The sequence below is a fragment of the Kitasatospora sp. NPDC057940 genome, assembly GCF_042887425.1.
Classification (GTDB): domain Bacteria; phylum Actinomycetota; class Actinomycetes; order Streptomycetales; family Streptomycetaceae; genus Kitasatospora.
The window spans coordinates 1-21,280 of the sequence record NZ_JBHVPH010000019.1 but is presented as its reverse complement, the minus strand read 5'-3'; the positions used below and the strand labels follow the sequence as shown (position 1 = coordinate 21,280).

Annotated in this window: 18 protein-coding genes; 10 read left to right on the top strand and 8 right to left on the bottom strand. The window is 74.0% G+C overall.

Annotated elements, in window-relative coordinates:
• Nucleotides 1-28 precede the first annotated feature (28 nt).
• Entirely contained in the window at nt 29-526 is a 498-nt protein-coding gene (locus ACFVTF_RS25635) for a PaaI family thioesterase (protein ID WP_387816821.1), read from the bottom strand.
• A gap of 305 nt (nt 527-831) precedes the next feature.
• Between ACFVTF_RS25635 and ACFVTF_RS25630 the strand changes: the two genes are divergently transcribed.
• Nucleotides 832-2,328 (top strand): PHB depolymerase family esterase, encoded by a 1,497-nt coding sequence (locus tag ACFVTF_RS25630; RefSeq protein ID WP_387816820.1) that lies wholly within the window; start codon nt 832-834, stop codon nt 2,326-2,328.
• Between the two features lie 23 nt (nt 2,329-2,351).
• Here the strand turns inward: ACFVTF_RS25630 and mca are convergent, their stop codons facing one another.
• Nucleotides 2,352-3,311 (bottom strand): mycothiol conjugate amidase Mca, encoded by a 960-nt coding sequence (gene mca / locus ACFVTF_RS25625; RefSeq protein ID WP_387816819.1) that lies wholly within the window; start codon nt 3,309-3,311, stop codon nt 2,352-2,354.
• A 126-nt stretch (nt 3,312-3,437) separates the two neighbouring features.
• Here mca and ACFVTF_RS25620 point away from each other — a divergent pair, with 126 nt between their 5' ends.
• From ACFVTF_RS25620 to murQ, 4 genes are all read left to right on the top strand, one after another.
• Nucleotides 3,438-4,208, top strand: a complete 771-nt coding sequence (locus tag ACFVTF_RS25620) for a TetR/AcrR family transcriptional regulator (protein ID WP_387816818.1) — start codon at nt 3,438-3,440, stop codon at nt 4,206-4,208.
• A gap of 97 nt (nt 4,209-4,305) precedes the next feature.
• A complete protein-coding gene (locus tag ACFVTF_RS25615) occupies nt 4,306-4,986 on the top strand; it encodes a DUF6445 family protein (RefSeq protein ID WP_371515619.1) in 681 nt (226 codons plus the stop codon).
• Between the two features lie 157 nt (nt 4,987-5,143).
• Nucleotides 5,144-5,767: an HAD family hydrolase gene (locus tag ACFVTF_RS25610; protein WP_371515620.1), complete on the top strand. Its 624-nt coding sequence runs from the start codon at nt 5,144-5,146 to the stop codon at nt 5,765-5,767.
• Nucleotides 5,768-5,937: 170 nt separating this feature from the next.
• Entirely contained in the window at nt 5,938-6,843 is a 906-nt protein-coding gene (gene murQ / locus ACFVTF_RS25605) for an N-acetylmuramic acid 6-phosphate etherase (protein WP_387816817.1), read from the top strand.
• A 70-nt stretch (nt 6,844-6,913) separates the two neighbouring features.
• On the opposite strand, the gene ACFVTF_RS25600 is transcribed toward murQ, so the two are convergent.
• Nucleotides 6,914-7,561: a TetR/AcrR family transcriptional regulator C-terminal domain-containing protein gene (locus ACFVTF_RS25600; protein ID WP_371515622.1), complete on the bottom strand. Its 648-nt coding sequence runs from the start codon at nt 7,559-7,561 to the stop codon at nt 6,914-6,916.
• Between the two features lie 122 nt (nt 7,562-7,683).
• Between ACFVTF_RS25600 and ACFVTF_RS25595 the strand changes: the two genes are divergently transcribed.
• The gene (locus ACFVTF_RS25595; RefSeq protein ID WP_387816815.1) at nt 7,684-9,030 is read left to right on the top strand and encodes an MFS transporter; all 1,347 of its coding nucleotides are present in this window, start codon (nt 7,684-7,686) and stop codon (nt 9,028-9,030) included.
• A 38-nt stretch (nt 9,031-9,068) separates the two neighbouring features.
• Here ACFVTF_RS25595 and ACFVTF_RS25590 read toward each other — a convergent pair whose 3' ends face one another.
• Nucleotides 9,069-9,596: a hypothetical protein gene (locus ACFVTF_RS25590; RefSeq protein ID WP_387816813.1), complete on the bottom strand. Its 528-nt coding sequence runs from the start codon at nt 9,594-9,596 to the stop codon at nt 9,069-9,071.
• Between the two features lie 208 nt (nt 9,597-9,804).
• Between ACFVTF_RS25590 and ACFVTF_RS25585 the strand changes: the two genes are divergently transcribed.
• Nucleotides 9,805-11,244, top strand: coding sequence for a hypothetical protein (locus tag ACFVTF_RS25585; RefSeq protein ID WP_387816811.1), 1,440 nt, complete (start codon nt 9,805-9,807; stop codon nt 11,242-11,244).
• A 194-nt stretch (nt 11,245-11,438) separates the two neighbouring features.
• Here the strand turns inward: ACFVTF_RS25585 and ACFVTF_RS25580 are convergent, their stop codons facing one another.
• Nucleotides 11,439-12,908 (bottom strand): glutamate synthase subunit beta, encoded by a 1,470-nt coding sequence (locus ACFVTF_RS25580; RefSeq protein ID WP_387816809.1) that lies wholly within the window; start codon nt 12,906-12,908, stop codon nt 11,439-11,441.
• 199 nt (nt 12,909-13,107) lie between these two features.
• Here ACFVTF_RS25580 and ACFVTF_RS25575 point away from each other — a divergent pair, with 199 nt between their 5' ends.
• On the top strand, nt 13,108-13,788 hold the full coding sequence (locus tag ACFVTF_RS25575) for a response regulator transcription factor (protein WP_363621862.1): 681 nt from the start codon (nt 13,108-13,110) through the stop codon (nt 13,786-13,788).
• A complete protein-coding gene (locus ACFVTF_RS25570) occupies nt 13,785-15,170 on the top strand; it encodes an ATP-binding protein (protein WP_387816807.1) in 1,386 nt (461 codons plus the stop codon). Before ACFVTF_RS25575 ends, ACFVTF_RS25570 begins: the two co-directional genes overlap by 4 nt.
• Nucleotides 15,171-15,291: 121 nt before the next feature.
• On the opposite strand, the gene efeB is transcribed toward ACFVTF_RS25570, so the two are convergent.
• From efeB to ACFVTF_RS25555, 3 genes are all read right to left on the bottom strand, one after another.
• Entirely contained in the window at nt 15,292-16,620 is a 1,329-nt protein-coding gene (gene efeB / locus ACFVTF_RS25565) for an iron uptake transporter deferrochelatase/peroxidase subunit (RefSeq protein ID WP_387816805.1), read from the bottom strand.
• Nucleotides 16,620-18,689 carry an iron uptake transporter permease EfeU gene (efeU, locus tag ACFVTF_RS25560; RefSeq protein WP_387816803.1) on the bottom strand — a complete coding sequence of 690 codons (2,070 nt, stop codon included), beginning with the start codon at nt 18,687-18,689 and terminating at the stop codon, nt 16,620-16,622. Before efeU ends, efeB begins: the two co-directional genes overlap by 1 nt.
• 207 nt (nt 18,690-18,896) lie before the next feature.
• Nucleotides 18,897-19,220 carry a hypothetical protein gene (locus ACFVTF_RS25555; protein ID WP_387816801.1) on the bottom strand — a complete coding sequence of 108 codons (324 nt, stop codon included), beginning with the start codon at nt 19,218-19,220 and terminating at the stop codon, nt 18,897-18,899.
• Nucleotides 19,221-19,615: 395 nt separating this feature from the next.
• Here ACFVTF_RS25555 and ACFVTF_RS25550 point away from each other — a divergent pair, with 395 nt between their 5' ends.
• A complete protein-coding gene (locus tag ACFVTF_RS25550; RefSeq protein WP_387816907.1) occupies nt 19,616-21,238 on the top strand; it encodes a cytochrome bc complex cytochrome b subunit in 1,623 nt (540 codons plus the stop codon).
• The last annotated feature ends 42 nt before the right edge of the window (nt 21,239-21,280 follow it).

Sequence of the window (21,280 nt, the reverse complement as noted above, 5' to 3'; positions counted from 1 at the left end):
CGACCAGGCCACCGGTCTGGCCATCACGTCAGGCCGCCGGGCGGGGCGCCAGGATCGCGCAGGTGGTGGTGGCGTGCGCGTAGAGCTTGCCGTTCTCCACCCCGACCACCCGCGCCTCGGCCGTCGCCATCGTCCGGCCCAGATGCAGCACCAGCCCCTCGCAGCGCAACAGCCCCGAGTCGGCGAACAGTGGGCGCAGCATGTGGACGTTCAACTGCGTGGTGGTATAGCCGATCCCGGCGGGTAGCCGGCTCAGCACCGCGCAACCGAGCGCCGAGTCGAGCAGGGTGGCGAGGTAGCCGCCGTGCACGGTGTTCATCGGGTTGTAGAGGTGGTCGCCGAGTTCGCCCTCGAACACCGCCGTACCCGGCTTCACCTCGGTCAGGTGGAACCCCAGAGTGCTGCAGATCGCGGGCTCCTGGATCCGGCCCGCGAGGATCTCGTGCAGGATCTCCTCTCCGCTCAGGTGCGGGAAGGCGGAGATCGGCGGCCCTGCCGTCCAGGTGTGCGTCCTGGTCCGGGGCACCTGGCCCTCCAGGGGCTGTCGGCCTTCAAGTGATTGCCGGCCTTCAAGGAGCTCCTGGCCCTCCGGGGACGTCGCGCCGCCGGGGTCTGCCTCATTCGTCGTCATGGGATCAACCTGCCCTGTTCGCGCACGCCCCTCAAGTGCCTTCCGGCGTACGGCCGGCGCGCGGCCCCCGGCATCGGACCATGGCGGTCCACGCCATGGCGGCGCGGTGGACCTCGGGTGGCCGTCACATGGCACCGGGGCGCGGGGCGCGCCACGCTGCACGGCAACCGCCCCCACTCCTCCCCCACCCAGGAGCCCCCATGCCCCTCCGTCCTGCCGCCGCCGCGTTGCTGACGGCCGCCGCGCTCGCGATCGGCACCGCCGCACCCGTACCCGTACCCGCACCCGCACCCGCACCCGCACCCGCACCCGCACCGACTGTGGCTCCGGCCACGGCCGACACCGTGAGCGGGACCTTCCAGCAGGTCACCGGATTCGGCGCCAATCCGGGAAACCTCGCGATGTACTCCTACACCCCCGCCGGACTGCCGAGTGGCGCGCCGCTGGTGGTCGCACTGCACGGCTGCCTGCAGACCGCCAACGACTACTACCGCAACTCCGGTTGGACGACCTTCGCCGACCGGTACGGCTTCGCGGTCGTCTTCCCGCAGACCAGCAGTGCCAACAACAGCCTCTCCTGCTTCAGCTGGTTCGACGCGACCAAGGACTCCCGGGGCGTCGGCGAGGCCGAGTCGGTGGTCGAGATGGTCACCAAGGCCAAGGCTCTGTACGGCTCGGACGACCGGCGGGTGTTCGTCACCGGGCTGTCGGCCGGCGGCGGGATGGCCTCCGACCTGCTGGCCGACTACCCGGACGTGTTCGCCGGCGGGGCGATCGACTCCGGCCTCCCGGCCCAGTGCGCGACCACCCAGGGCGCCGCCTCCGGCTGCCAGAACTCCGACCAGGGGCTCACCCCGGCCCAGTGGGGCGACAAGGTCCGGGCCGCGTACCCGGGCTACGCCGGGCCCTGGCCCCGGGTGGCGATCTGGCAGGGCAGCGCGGACACCGTGGTCAGGCCGGTGAACGCGACGGAGCTGCGCGACCAGTGGACCGACGTCCAGGGTGTCGGCCAGCGCCCGACCAGCACCCGGAGCCTGCCGGGCGGCACCACCGAGGAGGTCTACGCCGACACGGGCGGGCGGCCCGCCGTGGCGCTGTTCACCGTCGCCGGGATGGGCCACGGCCTGGCCGTCAACCCCGGCTCCGCAGCCGACCAGTGCGGGGCCACCGGCAGCTACTTCCTCAACACGATCTGCTCCAGCTACTACACCGCGCAGTTCTGGGGCCTCGACGGCGGCACGGGGCCCACCAACCCCGGTCTGCCCGCCCCGACCGGGCTGACCGCGACGCCGACGGGCCAGGGCTCGATCGCCCTCGCCTGGCAGGCCGTCAGCGGGGCCGCCTCCTACCAGGTCTACCGGAACGGCGCGATGGCGGGCAGTGCCACCGGCCCGTCCTTCACCGACACCGGGCTCGCCCCCGGCACGTCGTACGGCTACACCGTGGCGGCGGTCGACCCGTCGGGCGCCGTGGGCACCCGATCGGCGGCGGTGACGGCGACCACCGGCGGCGGCGCCGCGCAGTGCTTCACCGACAGCAACTACAACCAGGTCCGGGCCGGGCGGGCCACCCAGAGCGGCGGCCTGACCTACGCGCTCGGCTCGGGCCAGAGCATGGGCCTCTGGAACACCTTCGTGACGCACACCCTGAAGCAGACCGGCCCGGGCTACTTCGTGCTCGCCGACGGCCAGTGCTGAGCGGGCGAAACCCGACCTCCGGCTCATCCGTCCCCCTCTCCTTGGCGCAGCCCCGCCCCTCCTGCGCGCAGCCCGGCGAACAGGTCGGTCTCGGGCCCCTCGCCCTCGTCCTCCCCCTCGCCCTCGTCCGGCACCAGGCTCCGGGCGAGGTGGTAGTCCTCCGTCGGCCAGACCTCGCGCTCGATGTCCCGCGGGTGGGCCATGAACGCGACCCCGGGCTCGATCTGGGTGGCGTGCGCCAGCAGTGCCGCGTCCCGTACGGCGAACTGCTCGGCGCACGCGATCCGGGTGGTGGTGGCGAGGGCGGGCGGGGTGTCCGGCCAGTCCGCGAGCAGTGCGCCCATGTCCGAGGGGACGCCCCGCTCCGTCATCGCGTCGTGCAGGGTCTGGAACCAGGCTCTGGAGAGCGCCAGGTGGTAGTAGAGCTTCGCCGCCTGCCAGGGTTCCCCCACCTCGGGGTGGCGGCCCGGGTCGGCGGCGGCCTCGAAGGCCTCGACCGTGACCTGGTGGGTCATCACGTGGTCGGGGTGCGGATACCCCCCGGTCTCGTCGTAGGTGACCACCACGTGCGGACGGAACTCCCGGATCAGGGCGACCAGCGGCGCCGCCGCGGCCGCCACGGGCTGGGCGGCGAAGCAGCCCGCCGGCAGCGGTTCGCCCGGGCCCGGCATCCCCGAGTCCACGAAGCCGAGGAACTGCTGGCGCACGCCGAGGATGCCCCGGGCGACCGCCATCTCCTCGCTCCGGATCCGGGCGAGGTCCACCCGGACCTCGGGGCGGTCCATCGCCGGGTTGAGCACCGAGCCGCGCTCGCCGCCGGTACAGGTCGCGACCAGGACGTCCACCCCCTCGGCCGCGTACCGCGCGAGGGTGGCAGCGCCCTTGCTGGACTCGTCGTCGGGGTGGGCGTGGACGCTGAGCAGACGGAGCCGCCCGGCGCGGTGGGTGAACACGGCGCCTCCGTACGTGGCCGATGTGGTCATGCGCCCTCCCCTGGTCGTCCGTCCAGCGGCCGCTCCGACCGCCCGGAAGAAACTTAGGACGAACCCAGCGATTAGGTCAAGCCTAATTTCTGGGTCCGACCCAGCGAACTGCGCTACGCTGCCCCCATGACGGAACCCACGCCGGAAACCGTGACGGAACCCGTGACCGAACCCACGCCGGGGCCCACGCCGGGGCCCGGGGCCACCCCGACCCTGCGCGAGCTCAACAAGCGTCGTACCCGCGAGGCGATCTCGCACGCCGCGACCAGGCTCTTCATCGACCAGGGCTTCGACCGCACCACCATCGCCGAGGTCGCCACGGCCGCCGGGGTCGCCAAGATGACCGTCACCAACCACTTCCCGCGCAAGGAGGACCTCCTCCTCGACCTGCACGAGGAGATCGTCGGCCGGCTCGCCAGGGCGGTCGCCGAGCGTGCGCCCGGCGAGTCCGCCCTCGCCGCGCTGCGCCGCGACTGCCTGGCCGGCCTCGACCGGCACGATCCACGGCTCGGCTTCTCCGGCCCGGCGTTCGCCCGCACCGTCGCCGACAGCCCCGCCCTGGTCGCCCGGATCCGCGAGCTGCACGAGCAGAGCGAGGCCGCCCTGGCCGGGGCCCTGGCCGAGGCCACCCGCCCCACGACAACCGGCACTCCGCCCGACGCATCACCCGAAACGCCGGTCAGCACAGCGGCCGGCCCGCCGGTCGACTTCGAGAGCCGGGTGGCCGCCGGGCTGCTCGCCGCCGTCGACCGCACGGTGTTCACCGAAGTGTTCCGCCGGCTGCTGGCCGGCGACGAGGCCGCCGCCATCACGGCGGCGGTGCGCCCCTCGGCCGTCCGGGCCTTCGACCGACTGGAGGGCGCCCTGGGCACCTTCGCCGTCCGGCCGGGCTCCTGACCTGCGGCGCGAGGCGCCCGCCCAATGGAGAGCCCTTGACGAAAGGTTGACCTGCTCACGGCAGAAGGTTGACGACCGCCGCCCCTATCGTCGGCCCATGCCCTCACAGCCCATCAGGCCCACCACCCTGCCGGTCCTGCCCTACCGCAAGCCCACCCGAGGCCGGGACTACTGGGTCCTGGACAACGTCCTCCCCGACCCGGACGCCGTCCGCGAGCGCTGTCTGGCCCGCGGCGACTGGACCGAAGGCTACCCGTACCGCCCCGAGACCTGGCCGGGCCTGCGCACCATGCCCGGACTGGAGCCCGACGAGCTGGCCCGGGTGGAGGCCCTGGTCCGCAAGGCCACCGGCGCTTCCCGGCTCTGGGTGCAGAGCACCCCGGGCGGCGGCACGCTCAACCACAACTGCGTCCAGGTCGTCGGCGCCGGGGAGTCGGAGTCCCGCCCGCACACAGACTCCCGCGCGCTGTGCCGCTACGCCGCCGTGCTCTACCTCAGCCCGGGCGCGCCGAAGGACGCCGGCACCAGCTTCTACCGCCAGCAGTTCCCCGGCGGACGCCTCGGCGGGAACCTCGTCAACGCGCCGCACAACAACCTGGTCGAGGCGCTCGGCACCCGCCACGTGCCCGCCGACCACTTCACCGAGGACGTCCGCGTCCCCAACCGCTACAACCAACTGCTCCTCTACCACGCCAACCTCATGCACAGCGCGACCTCCTACTACGGCGCCGAGCTGCCGGAACGTCGGATGACGGCCGTCTTCTTCTGGATGGCCTGACGGGCCGACAGCACGCCCTGCCGCCGGACGCGGCCGCCGCGCGCGCTCCCCGGAACCGCCGAGGACTCACCGCCCCCTTGACCCGGGCCCACCCGCACCCGCGAAAGTGGCAGGGGCGGGCCGCGCCACGGCGGCCGCAGCGGAGAGGGGACCACCCGTGAACGCACCCTGCCTCATCCTCGACATCGGCGGCGTCCTGGAGTACACGCCGAGGACGGGCTGGCCGGAGCGCTGGGAGCGCCGGTTGGAGCTGCCGCCGCACGCGATCGACGAGCGGCTGCGGGACGTCTGGCAGGCCGGCGCGATCGGCGGCATCACCGAACCGGAGGTGCGCGAGCAGGTCGCCGCCCGGTTGCACCTGGGCCCGGCCCAGGTCGAGGCCTTCATGGCCGACCTCTGGGAGGAGTACCTGGGCACGCCGAACGAGGAGCTCATCGCCCACGTGCGCGGACTGCGCGGGCGGGCCCGGCTCGGCATCCTCAGCAACAGCTTCGTCGGCGCCCGCGAACGCGAGGTCCCGCTCTACCGGTTCGACGAGCTGGTGGAACACATCGTCTACTCGCACGAGATCGGGACCGGCAAGCCCGACCCGCGTGCCTACGAGATCACCTGCGCCGCCCTGGGCGTCAGCCCGGCCGACTGCCTCTTCGTCGACGACCACGCGCCCAACGTCGAAGCCGCCCGGGCCGTGGGCATGCAGGCCCACCTGTTCGAGGACAACGCACCCGCCATCGCCCGCATCGCCCGTCACCTCGACGGCGGCAACGGCGACGCCCTTTGACGGGCTGAGCACCCGCTCCGCACGTGGAGGGCATCACGAGTACACCGGCCGCTCCCACCGCACCCGGCCCGGCGTCCGCCATGGCTCCGCCACGTCCGAGGGCCCGGAGACCGCCACCCTGCGCGGCCGCGCGCCGATTGGCGACCGCCATGTCCGGGGACGCTGGCCGCATGGACCAGGACGCCCTGCCGCCGACCGAGACGATCCGCTCCGACTGGGCCGGGATCGACCAGCTGCCGACCACCGACCTGCTCCGCCTGATGAACGCCGAGGACCGCACCGTCCCCGCCGCGGTGGCCGGGGAGTTGGTCCGGATCGCCGCCGCGGTGGACGCCACGGCGGCACGGATGGCGGCCGGCGGGCGGCTGGTCTACGCCGGGGCGGGGTCCGCCGGGCGGCTCGGGGTGCTGGACGCCGCCGAGTGCCCGCCGACCTTCGGCACCGATCCGGGCCTGGTGGTGGGCCTGATCGCGGGGGGCGGGACCGCCGTGACCGGCGCCGTCGAGGGCGCCGAGGACCGCCCGGAGCTGGCGGCGGCCGGCCTGGCCGCGCTCCGGCTCACCCCGGCCGACACCGTGGTGGGCGTCTCCGCCTCCGGCCGCACGCCGTACACGGTGGCGGCCGTCCGGACCGCACGGGCGGCCGGGGCGCTAACGGTCGCGGTGGCGTGCAACCGGGGCTCGGCGCTGGTGGCGGCAGCCGAGCTGGGGATCGAGGTGGAGGTCGGCCCGGAGGTACTGGCGGGCTCGACCAGGCTGAAGGCGGGCACGGCGCAGAAGCTGGTGCTCAACATGCTGTCGACGGCCGTCATGGTCCGGCTCGGCCGGACGTACGGCAATCTGATGGTCGACGTCCGGGCCACCAACGCCAAGCTCCGCACACGGGCCCACCGGATCGTCACGGAGGCCACCGGCGCCGACGAGGCGGCGGTCCACCGCGCGCTCGCCGCCACCGGAGGCCGGGCCAAGGACGCGATCCTGGTCCTGCTCGCGGACGTGGACGCGCCGACCGCCGCCCGACAGCTCGCCGCCTCCGGCGGGCGGCTGCGCGAGGCGCTGCACGCCCACCGTCGCTAGGCCCTGTCCGGCCGATCCTGCCGGGCCCGCCTGCCCGACGACCTGCCCACATCAAGGGTGGCCCTGCCGGTCACGCGAGCCCATCCGTCCCGAGCGCCTCGCGCGCGATCTCGGCCCGGAAGCCCTCGATCAGGACCCGCAGCCCGTACTCGAAGTCGGCGTCGTGGTCGGTCATGCGCAGCACGTCGGCCGCCTCGCGCAGCAGCGGGAGGTCGCGCAGGGCCTCGTCCGGGAAGGGCGGCCGGGCGCGGTCGGCGGCGTCCTGTCGCCAGGCCTGTTCCTCGGTGACCCAGCCCATGATGTAGCGGTCGATGGTGAGCAGCAGCCGCAGCGCGGTGCGGGGCCGCAGGCCGGCCTGCCGGAGGGCATCCAACTGGGCTTCGACGGCGGGCAGTTCGTCCTCGGTGGGCAGCGTTCCGGCGTGCACCCGGGCGCCGTCGCGGTAGGCGAGCAGGGCGTGGCGCTTGGCGCGGGCGTCGGCGGCGAGCCAGTCCGGCCAGTGCTCGGGATCCGGGCTGCGGTCGACCGGGAGGGCCTCGGCGAGCATCGCCTCGGCCATCAGGTCGAGCAGTTCCCGCTTGTTCTTGAAGTGCCAGTACAACGCGGGTGACTGGACGCCGAGTTCGCGGGCCAGCCGCCGGGTGGTCAGGCCGTCGATGCCCTCCTCGTCGAGTACGCGCAGCGCGGTGCGCACCACCTCGTCGCGTTGCAGCGCCACCGCCGGCCACCTCTCCGTTATCCGCTTGCCCACTCCACCTTATCGCCGCTAAGTTCCGAGCTGGAATTTATCAGCGATAAGGAGAGTCGTCGCGATCGACGGCCCGAAGGGACCACCACCCCATGACCTCAGGAACGGACCGCCCCAGGTCCCGACTGCTGCCGAACACCGCGCCCTGGCGGTCCTCCCGCGACTTCCGCCTCACCTGGACGGCCGGCACCGTCACCCTGCTCGGCTCCGTCCTCACCATGACGGCGATCCCGCTCCAGATCGCCGACCTCACCGGCTCACCGCTGGCCGTGGGCGCGGTCGGCGCCGTCGAACTCCTGCCGACCATCGTGTTCGGCCTCTACGGCGGCGTCCTCGCAGACCGTGCCGACCGCCGAACCGTCGCCCTGGTCACCGAACTCGCACTCGCCGCACTGAGCGCCCTGCTGCTCGCCAACGCGCTGCTCGGCACCCCCGCGCTCTGGCCGCTGTACGCGGCCGCCGGGCTGGCAGCGGCACTGCAGGGCCTTCAGCAGCCCTCGGCGGAGGCGATGATCCCCCGGCTGGTGCCGCCCGACCAGCTGGTCGCGGCGGGCAACCTGCTCTCGCTGCGCTGGAGCATCGCCGGACTGGCCGGCCCGGCCGCCGCCGGGGTGCTGATCGCCACGGCCGGCGTCCCGGCCGCCTACCTGGTCGACCTCGGCACCTTCCTGGTCTCGATCGCCCTGCTCACCCGGGTCCGGCCCGTCCCCTCGCAGCGGGACGCCGAGGCACCGAGGCTGCGGGAGTTCGTCGACGGCGCCCGGTACGCGGCCCGCCGCCCCGACCTTCTGGGCACCTACCTGGCGGATCTCGCGGCCACCGTCTGCGCCCTGCCGACCGCGCTGTTCCCCTTCCTCGCCCAGGAGTTGGACGCGGTGTGGGCGCTCGGCCTGCTCTACTCGGCCGCTGCGGCGGGCGGCCTGCTCGCGGCCGCCACCGGCGGCTGGACCGAGCGGGTGCACCGGCACGGCCGGCCGGTGCTGCTCTGCGCCGCCCTCGTCGGCGCGGCGACGGCCGCGGCCTCGATCGCCCCCGGCCTGTGGGCCGTCCTGCTCTGCCTGCTCGTCGCGGGCGGCGCCAACCAGATCGGCGACACCTTCCGCAGCGCGATCTGGAACCAGTCCATTCCGGACGAACTTCGGGGCCGCGCCGCCGGCCTGGAGATGCTGATCGGCTCCGCCGGCCCCGCCCTCGGGGACCTGCGGGCCGGCGGCCTCGCCGCCCGGCAGGGCATCCGCGTCGCGCTGCGCACCGGCGGACTGCTCTGCCTGGCCGGCACCGCCGCCCTGTCGGCCGCGCTCCCGGCGCTCTGGCGCTACGACCAGCGCGACCAGCTGAACCACCCCGACCAGCCCGGCCAACCCGGCCAACCCGGCCAACCCGGCCAACCCGGCCAACCCGACCAGCCCGCCCGGCCCGACCAGCAGTCCACGCCATGACCGCCCGCCCCGACAGCGGCGGACCGGGGCCCCGCCCCTCAGCCCCGGACGGGCACCGAGGCGTGCCGGGCGATCAACGCGCCGAGCCGGCCCGGGTCGCCGGTGCCGCGCTGGGGCAGCAGGACCAGCACGTGCGTCTGCTCGTCCCCGCCCAGCAGGACGAAGAGTTCGGGCGTCTCCAGGTAGTACGGAAGCTCCCGCCAGGCGAGTTCGGTGCTGGACACCGCGTTGGTGACGGTCACCCCGGCCTCGCCGAGGACGATCCGGAACTCGCCCTTGTCCGCCGCCATCCGCCGCACCTGACGCAGTTGCAGCCAGGGCAGTCCGACCACCAGCAGCAGCGCGACCGCGAGCATCACCAGGGCCGGCGGGCCCACCGTCCGGTCGGCGACCGAGGTCAGCACCGCGCCGGACGCGGCGCACGAGGCGATCAGGTACCTCGACCGCCGGGCCCGTCGACCCACCGCCGTGCCCCGGGCCCGGGCCGCGAAGGCCGCCCGGAAGTCCGCGGTCGTCGGCGTGTAGCGGACCTCGACCGACTCCTCCACCTGCTTGCCGCGCTCCACCCGAACCCCCTCCGACGCCTCTGCCGCCGGATGCTAGCAAAGACCGTCCGCACCCGATCCATCGCCCTCTCCCCCTCCTCGCGGTGACGCGATTCCGCCGCTCCCGGGCGGGCCTCGTTGACCTCGCGCCGCACCCGGCGGTTGGCTCACCACGAGCCGGCCGCCGGGGAGTTCGACGCGGACCGGCCCTACCCAGGGGAGGGACCTGATGACCCGCACACGTTCCGCACCACGCCTGCTCCGCGCGGCCGGCGCGCTGGCGGCGGCCGCGCTCGCCGCCGTCACGGTGGCGACGCCCGCCCGGGCGGACGCGCCGCACGGCCGCACCGAACGGGTGTCCGTCGGGCTCGGCCAGGCGCAGCCCGACGGCGCCTCGTACGCCGCCGGTCTGAGCGCCGACGGCCGCTTCGCCGTCTTCACCTCGAAGGCCGCCAACCTGGTTCCCGGCGATACCAACGGCAAGTCGGACGTCTTCGTCCGGGACCTGTGGACCGGCCGGACCGAACGCGTCAACACCGGCGCGAACGGCGTCCAGGCGGCCGACGACTCCTTCAACGCCACGATCAGCGGCGACGGCCGCTACGTGGCGTTCAGCTCCTACGCCACCAACCTCGCCCCTGGCGGGAACCTCGGCTTCGAGGACGTCTACGTCCACGACCGCCGGACGGGGACCACCGAGTTGGTGTCCACCGGCCACGACCCGGCCAAGCCGCAGACCGGCCGGCAGTCCAGCCACCCGTCGATCAGCCGGGACGGCCGGTACGTCGCCTATCAGTCCAACCGCTCCGACCTGGCCCCCGACACGGTCACCTGGACGGGCGGCAACATCTACGTCACCGACCGCTCGACGGGCGCGACCCGCCTGGTCAGCGTCGGCGCGGACGGCACCGAGGCGAACGCCTCCTCCGCCGAGCCGGTGATCAGCGGGGACGGCGGCTCGGTCGGCTTCATCTCCAAGGCCACCAACATCATCGGCCAGGACAAGCCCGGCGCCCTCGCCGCGAAGGCCGCCGCCGAGCTCGACGGCGTCTCCGACGAGGAGTTCGTCCGCGACTCCTTCCGGCACGACGACCAGCCGACGATCCTCAAGCCCCGCTTCTACCCCCTCTACGTCCGCGACCTCCGCGACGAGCAGAGCGTCCTGGTGAGCACCGACGGGGCGGGCGGCTATCGCGGGGCGGCCTCCCCGGCACTCAGCCAGGACGGCCGCTACGCCGTCTACTCGGCGCTGCTCCAGGACGGCAACGGCCCCCGGGGGCACCACTTCGAGGTGTACGTCCGCGACCTGGAGGAGGACACCGAGACCCTGGTCAGCGCCGGGCTCCCGGGGACGAAGACCACCGGCGAGTCCTACCACGGGCAGATCACCGCCGACGCCCGCTGGGTCTACTTCGACTCCGACGCGGCGAACCTGGTGCCCGGGGACACCAACAACGCCGGGGACGTCTTCCGGCGCGACCTGTGGACCGGCCGCACCGAGCGGGTCAGCGTGGCGACGGACGGCGCGCAGACCGCCGGCGCCTCGGAGCGGCCGTTCGTCGACGACCTCGGCACCACGGTGCTGTTCACCTCCGAGGACGGCACGCTCGTCCCGGGCGACACCAACCAGGCCCCTGACGTCTTCCTCCGCCGACTGCCGCTGCTCTGACCCGGAGCCGACCGGGCCCGGCCGCGCTCACCGCTCCGACGCCAGGTACCCCAACTACGAGACCGCCGGCCACAGTTCGTCCGCCGACCGGGCCTAGCCGACCACCGCGCCGGCCACCGCGCCGACGAACACCTCGGGCGCGCCCGCCGCGCCCGGGGTCGGCCGGCGGGCCGCCGGGCCCACCCACGCGCCCCTCAGAGCGTGAGCGCCCGCGCCGACGCCCGGATCGGCGCCGGGAGTTCGGTGCCGCCGCGCAGATGGCGGTCCACCGCCGCGGCCGCCGCCCGCCCCTCGGCGATCGCCCACACGATCAGTGACTGACCGCGCCCGGCGTCCCCGGCGACGAAGACGCCCGGCGCGCCACCGGCGAAGTCGTCGTCCCGGGCCAGGGCGCCGTCCGGGCCGGTGGTGAGGCCGAGTTGGGCGATCAGTCCCTGGTCCGGCTCCGGGCCGCTGAAGCCCAGCGCGAGCAGCACCAGCTCCGCCGGGACGCTCCGCTCGGTGCCGGTCCGGGGGCTGCGGTCGGCCGGTTCGGCCTCGGCGAAGCGGACGGCGGCCAGCCGGCCGTCCGGTCCTGCCTCGAAGCCGACCGTGGTCGCCGCGAACACCCGGGGACCGGCCGCCGCGGCCCCCGACTCCTCGTGCGAGGTGGTCTCCCGGTACACCTTCGGGTGGACGGGCCAGGGCTGCCCCGGCGCCCGGCACACCGGCGGACACGGGTTGATGTCGAGCTGGGTGACGGAGGCCGCGCCCTGGCGCAGCGCCGTCCCCAGGCAGTCGGCCGCGGTGTCCCCGCCGCCGACGATCACCACGTGCCGGCCCTCGGCGGACACCGGCGGGGCCGCGCGGTCGCCCTCGTCGACCCGGTTCGCCCAGGTCAGGTAGTCGATCGCCTGGTGCACGCCGGGCAGGGCGCACCCCGGCACCGCCAGCTCCCGGCAGGCGGTCGCACCGACCGCCACCACCAGCGCGTCGCACCCGGCCCGCAGTTCCCCGGCCGCGAGGTCCCGGCCGACGAACACCCCGGTGCGGAAGTCCGTGCCCTCGGCCCGCATCTGGTCGAGCCGCCGGTCCAGCCGGTGCTTCTCCAGCCGGAACGGCGGGATCCCGTAGCGCAGCAGCCCGCCGAGGCGGTCGGCCCGCTCGTACACCGTGGTGGCGTACCCGGCCCGGGTCAGCTGTTGCGCGGCGGCCAGGCCCGCCGGGCCCGAGCCGACCACGGCCACCCGCCACCCGGCGCTCCGCTCGGGCGGCTGCGGCAGGTCCCAGCCCTCTTCCCAGGCCCGGTCGGTGATCGCCAGCTCGACGTTCTTGATCGTCACCGCCGCGCCGTCGATCGCCAGCACGCACGCGCTCTCGCAGGGTGCCGGGCAGAGCCGTCCGGTGAACTCGGGGAAGTTGTTGGTCGCCAGCAGCCGGGCGGCGGCGGCCCGCCAGTCCGCGTCCGCCACCAGCCGGTTCCACTCCGGCACCAGGTTTCCCAGCGGGCAGGCGTGGTGGCAGAACGGCAGCCCGCAGTCCATGCACCGGCCCGCCTGCCCGCCCACCATCGGCAGCAGCGCCCGCGGCCGGTACACCTCCCGGGAGTCCCCCAGTCGCTCCTGCGCGTCCCGCCGCTCGCGCTCGGCGCGCGGGGTGGTGAGGAAGGCCATCCGGTCTGCCATCGCGGCCTCCGGCGGGGTGTGCCGACAAGGACCCGGTGGCACCCCCGGCGGACACGCCACCGTGTGGCCACCGTACGCCCCTCCCCGGCGCCGCGAAAGCCGCGGCCGGCCAGGCCACCGGCCGGGCCCGGACTCCCGGACCCTCGGCCCCTCGGACCCGCCGGACACCGCCGTGGGCGCGCCGGGGAGAATCGGGGCCATGACCCACACCGTGCTGATCGCCGAGGACGACCGGGCCATCCGCGACTCCCTCACCCGCGCCCTCCAGCTGGAGGGCTACCGGGTGAGCACCGCCGCGGACGGCGCGCAGACCCTGGCCGCCCTCACGGAGCAGCGCCCGGACCTGCTGGTGCTGGACGTGATGATGCCCGGCCCGGACGGCCTGGAGGTCTGCCGCCGCCTGCGCGCCGACGGCGACCGCACCCCGGTCCTGATGCTCACCGCCCGGGTCGAGGTCCCGGACCGGATCGCCGGGCTCGACGCCGGGGCCGACGACTACCTGGTCAAGCCCTTCGACGTGGACGAGCTGTTCGCCCGCCTGCGCGCCCTGCTGCGCCGCAACCCGCCCGAACCCGCCGGGGGCGTCCTCGCGGTGGCCGACCTGCGGGTCGAGCCGCACGCCCGGCGGGCCTGGCGGGCCGGACAGGAGCTGGAGCTCTCCCGCACCGAGTTCGACCTGCTGGAGCTGCTGACCCGGCACGCGGGCTCGGTGCTCGACCAGGCCACGGTGTACGAGCGGATCTGGGGCTACGACTTCGGCCCCGGCTCGAAGAACCTCGCGGTGTTCATCGGCTACCTGCGCCGCAAGCTGGACCGGCCCGGTCTGACACCGCTGATCCACACCGTCCGCGGCGTCGGCTACACGCTGCGCGAGTCGTGACCGCCCGGGGCCGGTCGCGGCTGCTGTGGCCGCGCCCGGGGCTGCGCACCACCGTCTCGCTCGCCTTCGCCGCGATGGCCGCCCTGGTCGCGGTGCTGATCGGCGCGCTCGGCTACCGCTCCGCCGCCCGGCTGATCCGGGACGACGAGGGCGCCGACTTCACCGCGGCCGTCCAGGCGGTGCACCAGCAGGTCGGCCGGGAGATGCTGTTCCCCGGCGACTTCAACGGCACGGGCGGCCTGAGCGAGGACCTGCTGCGCCCGATCCGGGTCACCTCGCAGTCCCTCGGCCCGGACGGGGAGGTGCTGCCCGGCACCGCCCGGATCGACCTCCGGCCGACCCCGGAGGACCGCTCCCTCGCCCGCTCCGACGACCCCGGCCAGACCTCGTCCGGGCTTCGGAACGTGCACGGCGACACCTACCGGGTGGCCGTGGTCTCGCTCGGCGGCGGCCGGGGCGCGGTTCAGATCGCCCAGCAACTGGGGCCCACCGAACACCTGCTGGCGACGCTGCGGATCCGTACCGGGGTGTCGGTGGCGGTGGTCGCGGTGCTCGCGGGCGGGGCCGGCTGGCTGCTCGCCCGGCGGATCACCGGCCGGCTGGTCCGGCTCACCGCCGCGGCCGAACTGGTCGCCGCCAGCGGACGGTTGGACGTGCCGGTGCCGGCCGCCGGAACGGACGAGGTCGGCCGGCTCGGCCGGGCCTTCGACCGGATGCTGGGCCGGCTCGCCACGGCCAAGGAGAACCAGCGCCGGCTCGTCCAGGACGCCGGGCACGAGCTGCGCACCCCGCTGACCAGCCTGCGCACCAACCTCTCGGTCCTGCCCAGCCTGGACCGCCTGCCGCCCGCCGAACAGGCCGCACTGATGGCCGATCTGGCCGAGGAGGCAAGGGAGTTGACGCTGCTGGTGGAGGAGCTGGTGGCACTCGCCGCGGACCGGAAGGCCGACGAGGAGCCGACCGAGCTGGTGCTGGCCGAGCTGGTGCGCGAGGCCGCCGCGCAGGCCCGGCGGCGCAGCGGCCGGGAGATCACCGTGGACGCCGACGACACGGTGGTCACGGCCCGCCCGGACGCGCTGGCCCGGGCGGTGGGCAACCTGCTGGACAACGCCGCCAAGTTCGACCCGGCCGGGACGGCCCCGATCGAGGTGGTGGTGCGCGGCCGCCGGGTCGAGGTGCGCGACGGCGGGCCGGGGATCGACGAGGCCGACCTCTCCCGGGTCTTCGACCGCTTCTACCGGGCCACCGCCGCGCGCAGCCTGCCCGGTTCGGGGCTGGGCCTGGCCATCGTGCACGAGGTGGCCGGCTCGCACGGCGGCGAGGCCTTCGCCGCCAACCGGGACGGCGGCGGCGCGGTGATCGGCTTCACCCTCGGCCCGTAGGGCGCGCCTTCGAACTCCCGTCCGCGCGACGCCGCCGGGCCCCGGGCGCGCGGCGGCGCCCGGGGCCCGGCGTCACGTCGGCCGCCGTGGGACCAGCCGTGAGACCGCCGTCAGACCATCGTCAGACCGCCGCGAGCAGCCCGCGCCCGAGCCAGTCGGCGTTGTCCTTCACGCCCGGCAGGACGAAGAAGTACCCGCCGCCGGTCGGCGATATGTAGTCAACCAGCGGCTCGTCGATGAGCCGGGTCTGGGTGGCCTCGAACTGCCGCACCACGTCCTGCTGGTAGCAGCAGAACACCAGGCCCATGTCCAGGTTGCCGGCCTGGTCGACGCCCCGGTCGTAGTTGAAGCCGCGGCGCAGGATGCGCGAGGTGTCGGTGTCGGCGGTGCGCGGGTTGGCGAGCCGGATGTGCGCCTTGAGCGGGATCGCCTTGCCCTCCGGGTCCTTGCCGTAGTCCGGCGCGTCGGTCTCCTGGCGGCCGTCCAGCGGCGCGCCGGTGTCGCGGCGGCGGCCGAACATCTTCTCCTGCTCGGCGAGGGTGACGCGGTCCCAGAACTCGATCAGCATCCGGATGATCCGGATCACCTGGTAGCTGCCGCCGGTCGCCCAGGCGGGCTCGCCCAGCCCGTCGGTGACCCAGATCAGCCGGTCCATCTCGCGGGCGGAGGTGGTGTCGGGGTTGACGATGCCGTCCTTGAAGCCGAGCAGGTTGCGCTGGGCGCCGTCCGGGCGGGACTCGTTCTGGAAGCCGTCGATCCGCCAGAGGATCTGCATCGCGCCGCGGGTGTGCCGGGTGATGTCGCGCAGCGCGTGCAGGACGGTGTCCTGGCGGTCGGCGCAGATCTGCAGCGAGAGGTCGCCGTGGAGTTCGGCGGCCCGCAGGTTGTCGTTGGGGAAGGTCTTCATCGGGGCCAGCTTGGTCGGCTTGGCCTTGGCCAGCCCGTACCGGTCGTCGAACAGCGAGGCGCCGACGCCGACCGTGACGGTCAGGTTGTCGGTGGGCACGGTGGGGCCGAGGATGCCGCTGTCGGCGGGCGGCGCGCCGACGCCGAGGTCGGGCGGGGTGCCGCCGGCGGTGAGGAAGCGGATCCGCTCGGTCAGGGTCTTGAGGAGGTCCTCCAGGCCCTTGCGGTCCTGGGCTATCACCTGGCAGGACACGAAGGCGGCGTAGCCGGGGGCCGGGGTGGTGACGCCGGCCTGGTGGTCGCCGTGGAACGGGACGGCCCCGCTCTTCGCCTGGCGGCTGTCCCCGGCGGAGGCCGGGCCGGCGGCCAGGGTGAACGCCCCGCCCGCCAGGACGGCCGCTCCGGCGCCGGCGCCGAGGGCGGTCCGGACGAAGCTGCGGCGGGCCGGGCCGGCCGGGCAGCCGCCCTCGGCGACGGCCGGGGCGGGCGCGGCTGCGTGCGGGAACGGGCAGGAGCCTCCGGTGGCAGCGGTGTGGTCGGTCATCAGGCGGCCTTCCGGATCTCGAGCAGGGCGGGGATGGGGGCGAGGTCTTCGAGCAGTTGGCCGGTGGCGCCGTTGAGCTGGCGGCGGGCGTCGGCGGGGAGCTGCTCCAGTGCGGTCCAGCCCTCGGGCTTGTGGGCGGCGGCGACCAGGTCGCCGACCCGCTTCATCCCGGCGTCGACGCGGGGGAGCAGCTGCGGGTCGCGCTCGTCGAGCAGCGGCTGCAGGACGGTCAGCAGTTCCCGGGTGCCGGCCAGGTTGGCCTGGGTGGTGGCCAGGTTGGTGCCGCTGCCCTGGTCGGTGTCGCCGGTGAGCTCGAACTGGAGGGTGTTCTCCAGGATCTCGTGGGCGCGCAGCGGGAGGTCTCCGGGGTCGAAGTCCTGGCCGGGGAAGTCCTGCCCGAGCTTGGCGACGTCGGCGGTCAGCTGGTCGGCGACGGGCGTCAGGTCGGCGGCGGACTGGCCGTGCCACAGTCCGTACTCCAGGCGCAGGAAACCGGTGAAGTCCTTGTCCTGGGCCTTGTCGGCGAGCCCGTCGGGCCGGCCGTTGATCTTGCCGTCGAGGTCGGCGAAGGTGCCGTAGGCGGCGCCGAGCGAGGCGTACTGGAGGTGGGCGGTGAGCCAGTCGGCCCTGGCGGTGGCGAGGTCGCCGCCGTGGATGTCGGCCTGGAGCTTCTGGGTCTGCGTCAGCAGGGTCGCGAGGCCCTTGTTGACGTAGTCCTTGTAGGCGTCGAGCGGGCCCTTGAGGTCGTCCTCGGCGACCGGCTTGACGGCCTTGACCTGGCCTCCGCCGGTGACGTGCACGGCGGCCGAGGTGACGGACGTGCCGCCGGTGGGCACGCAGCGCCAGGCGTAGTCGCCGGAGCCGATGGTCGCGGTCAGCGCGCGGGTGGTGCCGGGGGCCAGGCCCTCGATCTCGCCGTAGACGGCGCCGCTGGCCGGGTTGACCAGGTAGACCTCGGAGACCTTGTCCCCGGTGTTGTGCATCTGGAACACCTGCTGGCCGGGCAGCGGGGTGCTGAAGCCCTTGCCGCACTCCTGCTCGGAGACGGACACGGTGGCGGAGCTGCTCTGCTTGCCGTCGCTGACCGCGATCACGGCCCCGGCGACCACCACCGGCACCGCGACCAGCGCGGTCGGCACGGCCCAGCGCGGCCGCCCGGACCGCACCGGTCCGGCGGCCCCGGCCTTCTCGCCCTGCGCCGTCTCGCCCTGCGCAGCCTCGCCCTGTGTCGTCTTCCCGGCGGCCGGAGCGGTCCCGCCGCCGCGGACGCCCTCGACGAACAGCGTCATCACGATGCACAGGTAGGCGAGGTAGCCGACGACCTGGAGGACCGTCATGGTGACGGTCAGGTTGAGGGTGCCCTGCACCAGCGTGGCGTACCAGGAGGAGGCGTCCAGGTGGCCGCTCAGGTCGAAGGCGTACGAGCTGCCGCCGCCGACCAGCCCGGACTCCTGAAGGTCGCGCAGGCCGTAGCCGAGCACGCCCGCCGCGACCACGATCAGGCCGGCGCCGGTGATGGTGAAGAACCGGGTGAGGTTCATCTTCAGCGCCCGCCGGTACAGGCCCCAGCAGAGGCCGGCCGAGAGCACCAGGCCGACGGCCGCGCCGAGCAGCGGCCCGGTCGACTCCCCTGCGGTGCGCACGTTGGTCCACAGGAAGAGCGAGGTCTCCAGGCCTTCGCGGCCGACGGCCAGGAAGCTGGTGAGCACCAGCGCGCCGGCGCCCATCGCCAGCGAGGCCTGGACCTTCTCCTTCAGCTCGGCGGAGAGGGTGCGCGCCGAGCGGCGCATCCAGAACACCATCGCGGTGACGAAGCCGACGGCGATCAGGCTCAGCACCCCGCCGAACGCCTCCTGGGCATGGCCGGAGAGGTTGGCGGCGGTGAAGGTGAGCACCGCGCCGAAGCTGAGGCTGAGCGCGATCGCCGCCGCGACGCCGGTCCACACCTGCGGCAACCGGGCCTTGTGTCCGAAGCGGACGAGCGTGGCGACCAGGATCGACACGATCAGTCCGGCTTCCAGACCTTCGCGCAGCCCGATCAGAAAGCTGGGAAACGCCTCATCCCACATGCAGCGGGCTCCTCCCCCGGTCACCCCGGGTCGTACCTGAACTCGGCGGCCCGCCGCGGGTGGCGGCGGCGCGGCACAGCCGAACGCCCCGGACACGAGGGTCCAGGGCGCTTCGACTTAGCTTAGGCAAACCTTAGAGCCGCCGTGGTCAACAGCACCCCCCGTTCAGGTAAGGGTTCGGTATGAGGGCTGCCGAGCCGGCCCGGCTCAGCCCCACCACTGCTCCGGAACCGTCTCCGGCTCCGCCGGCACCGCCACCGGTACGGCGGCGGGCGTCACCAGCAGTTCGCCGCCGGCCGTCTCGGCGACCAGGTAGCCGCACTCGCGCAGCACGACGGCGGCCGCACCGCTGACCGCCTCGCGCACCCCCCGGGAGGGCGGCCCGTCCGGCCCCTCCCCCGGCGACCAGCCGACCGCCACCCCCGGCGGCCGATGGCCGATCCGCAGCAGGGACGGGCCCGGCCCGGCGTCGATCCCGGCGCGGGCGAGGGCCGCGGCGACGTCCTCGAAGAGTTCAGGGTGATCCACCATTGGCGCAGCGTAGGCCCGGGATCGCGCGACCTCCGGACGCGGCGCGCGCCGAAACGGTTCAGCGGCACCCGGGCGCAGCACCACCACCCGTCCGGCGGCCGATCGGACGCCAGGACCCCCCGTCCGGCCCGACACGCGCGGCCGTACGGACCGATGGACGTGCACAGTCGGCCCCCTGCCGACAGCATGACAGAGTAAGCGCTTCATCACCCTGAGCAACGGGCCAGTGGGTCACCCGCTCCTCGTGCCGGTTCAGCCGGCGGGCCCGTATCGAGAGGTCCCATGATCACAACACTTCGCCGGCCGGCGTCTTTGCCGGCGGGCCTCCAGCCCGGCACGCCGAGGACGCCGGGGAGTCCGTCGTGAGAACCGACCAGCAGTCGCAGCCGGGACCGGTGACCAGCACGCGCGCCAACCCCGCGAACAAGGCCGAGGCCCTGGCCGACTGGACCGACGGCCGGGTCGGCATCTACTCCCTGGCCAAGGCCAATCTGCGCAAGATCTTCCCGGACCACTGGTCCTTCATGCTGGGCGAGATCGCGCTCTACACCTTCGTCATCATCATCATCACCGGCGTCTGGCTGACCCTCTTCTTCAAGCCGAGCATGGGCGAGGTCATCTACGACGGCTCGTACGTCCCACTCAGGGGCATCCAGATGTCGGAGGCCTACGCCTCGACCATCGACATCAGCTTCGAGGTGCGCGGCGGCCTGCTGATGCGCCAGGTCCACCACTGGGCGGCGATCGTGTTCGTCGCCTCGATGCTGACGCACATGATGCGCGTCTTCTTCACCGGCGCGTTCCGCAAGCCCCGCGAGATCAACTGGGTCTTCGGCGCGCTGCTGCTGTTCCTCGGCATGTTCGACGGCTTCATGGGCTACTCGCTGCCGGACGACCTGCTCTCCGGCACCGGCATCCGGTTCATGGAGGGCGCCGTCCTGGCCGTGCCGATCGTCGGCTCGTACCTGCAGTTCTTCATGTTCGGCGGCGAGTTCCCCGGCCAGGACATCGTGCCGCGGCTGTTCACCGTGCACGTCCTGCTGATCCCGGGGGTCATGGTGGGCCTGCTCGCGGCGCACCTGATCCTGGTCTTCTACCACAAGCACACCCAGTTCGCCGGGCCCGGCCGGACCAACGACAACGTGGTCGGCATGCCGCTGATGCCGGTCTACATGGCCAAGGCCGGCGGCTTCTTCTTCCTGGTCTTCGGCGTGGTCGCGTTCATGTCGGCGATCGCCACCGTCAACCCGATCTGGGCCTACGGCCCCTACCGGCCCGACCAGGTGTCCACCGACGCCCAGCCGGACTGGTACATGGGCTTCTCCGAGGGCCTGGTGCGCGTGATGCCCGGCTGGGAGATCAGCGTCTGGGGCGGCCACACCCTGAACCTCGGGGTGTTCGTCCCCCTGATGGTCTTCCCGACCGTGCTGCTGGCCATCTGGTGCTACCCGTTCCTGGAGGCCTGGGTCACCGGGGACCGCGGCGAGCACCACATCGCCGACCGGCCGCGCAACGCGCCGGTGCGCACGGCCTTCGGCGCGGCCTGGATCGGCCTCTACCTGATCCTGCTGGCCGGCGGCGGCAACGACCTGCTCGCCACCCACTTCCACCTGTCGATCAACGCGATCACCTACGCGGTGCGCACCGGCTTCTTCGTCGTGCCGGTGGTCGTCTTCGTGATCACCAAGCGGTGGTGCCTGGGCCTGCAGCGGCGCGACAAGGAGAAGGTGCTGCACGGCCGGGAGACCGGCGTCATCAACCGGCTCCAGCACGGCGAGTTCGTCGAGGTGCACGCCCCGCTCCCGCCGGGCCGGATGTACACCCTCACCGCGCACGAGCAGCCGCAGCCGGAGGACCTGCCGCCGGAGGTGGACGAGAACGGCGTGGTCCGCAAGGCCGGGCTGTTCGCCCGGACGAGGGCCAAGCTGTCCCGCGGCTTCTACGGCGAGGGCAGCCAGATCGCCAAGCCCACCGCCGAGGAGCACCAGGAGATCAGCAGCGGCCACGGCCACCACTGATCCCCGCGGACGCCCGAGGGCCCGCTGCGCCGATGACGGCGC

What these genes read in the sequence shown, in the direction of transcription:
- ACFVTF_RS25580 (WP_387816809.1), bottom strand. Translation starts at nt 12,908, where the DNA reads ATGGCAGACCGGATGGCCTTCCTCACCACCCCGCGCGCCGAGCGCGAG.
- efeU (WP_387816803.1), bottom strand. Translation starts at nt 18,689, where the DNA reads ATGTGGGATGAGGCGTTTCCCAGCTTTCTGATCGGGCTGCGCGAAGGT.
- ACFVTF_RS25615 (WP_371515619.1), top strand. Translation starts at nt 4,306, where the DNA reads ATGCCCTCACAGCCCATCAGGCCCACCACCCTGCCGGTCCTGCCCTAC.
- ACFVTF_RS25575 (WP_363621862.1), top strand. Translation starts at nt 13,108, where the DNA reads ATGACCCACACCGTGCTGATCGCCGAGGACGACCGGGCCATCCGCGAC.
- ACFVTF_RS25630 (WP_387816820.1), top strand. Translation starts at nt 832, where the DNA reads ATGCCCCTCCGTCCTGCCGCCGCCGCGTTGCTGACGGCCGCCGCGCTC.
- efeB (WP_387816805.1), bottom strand. Translation starts at nt 16,620, where the DNA reads ATGACCGACCACACCGCTGCCACCGGAGGCTCCTGCCCGTTCCCGCAC.
- mca (WP_387816819.1), bottom strand. Translation starts at nt 3,311, where the DNA reads ATGACCACATCGGCCACGTACGGAGGCGCCGTGTTCACCCACCGCGCC.
- ACFVTF_RS25585 (WP_387816811.1), top strand. Translation starts at nt 9,805, where the DNA reads ATGACCCGCACACGTTCCGCACCACGCCTGCTCCGCGCGGCCGGCGCG.
- murQ (WP_387816817.1), top strand. Translation starts at nt 5,938, where the DNA reads ATGGACCAGGACGCCCTGCCGCCGACCGAGACGATCCGCTCCGACTGG.
- ACFVTF_RS25620 (WP_387816818.1), top strand. Translation starts at nt 3,438, where the DNA reads ATGACGGAACCCACGCCGGAAACCGTGACGGAACCCGTGACCGAACCC.
- ACFVTF_RS25555 (WP_387816801.1), bottom strand. Translation starts at nt 19,220, where the DNA reads ATGGTGGATCACCCTGAACTCTTCGAGGACGTCGCCGCGGCCCTCGCC.
- ACFVTF_RS25595 (WP_387816815.1), top strand. Translation starts at nt 7,684, where the DNA reads ATGACCTCAGGAACGGACCGCCCCAGGTCCCGACTGCTGCCGAACACC.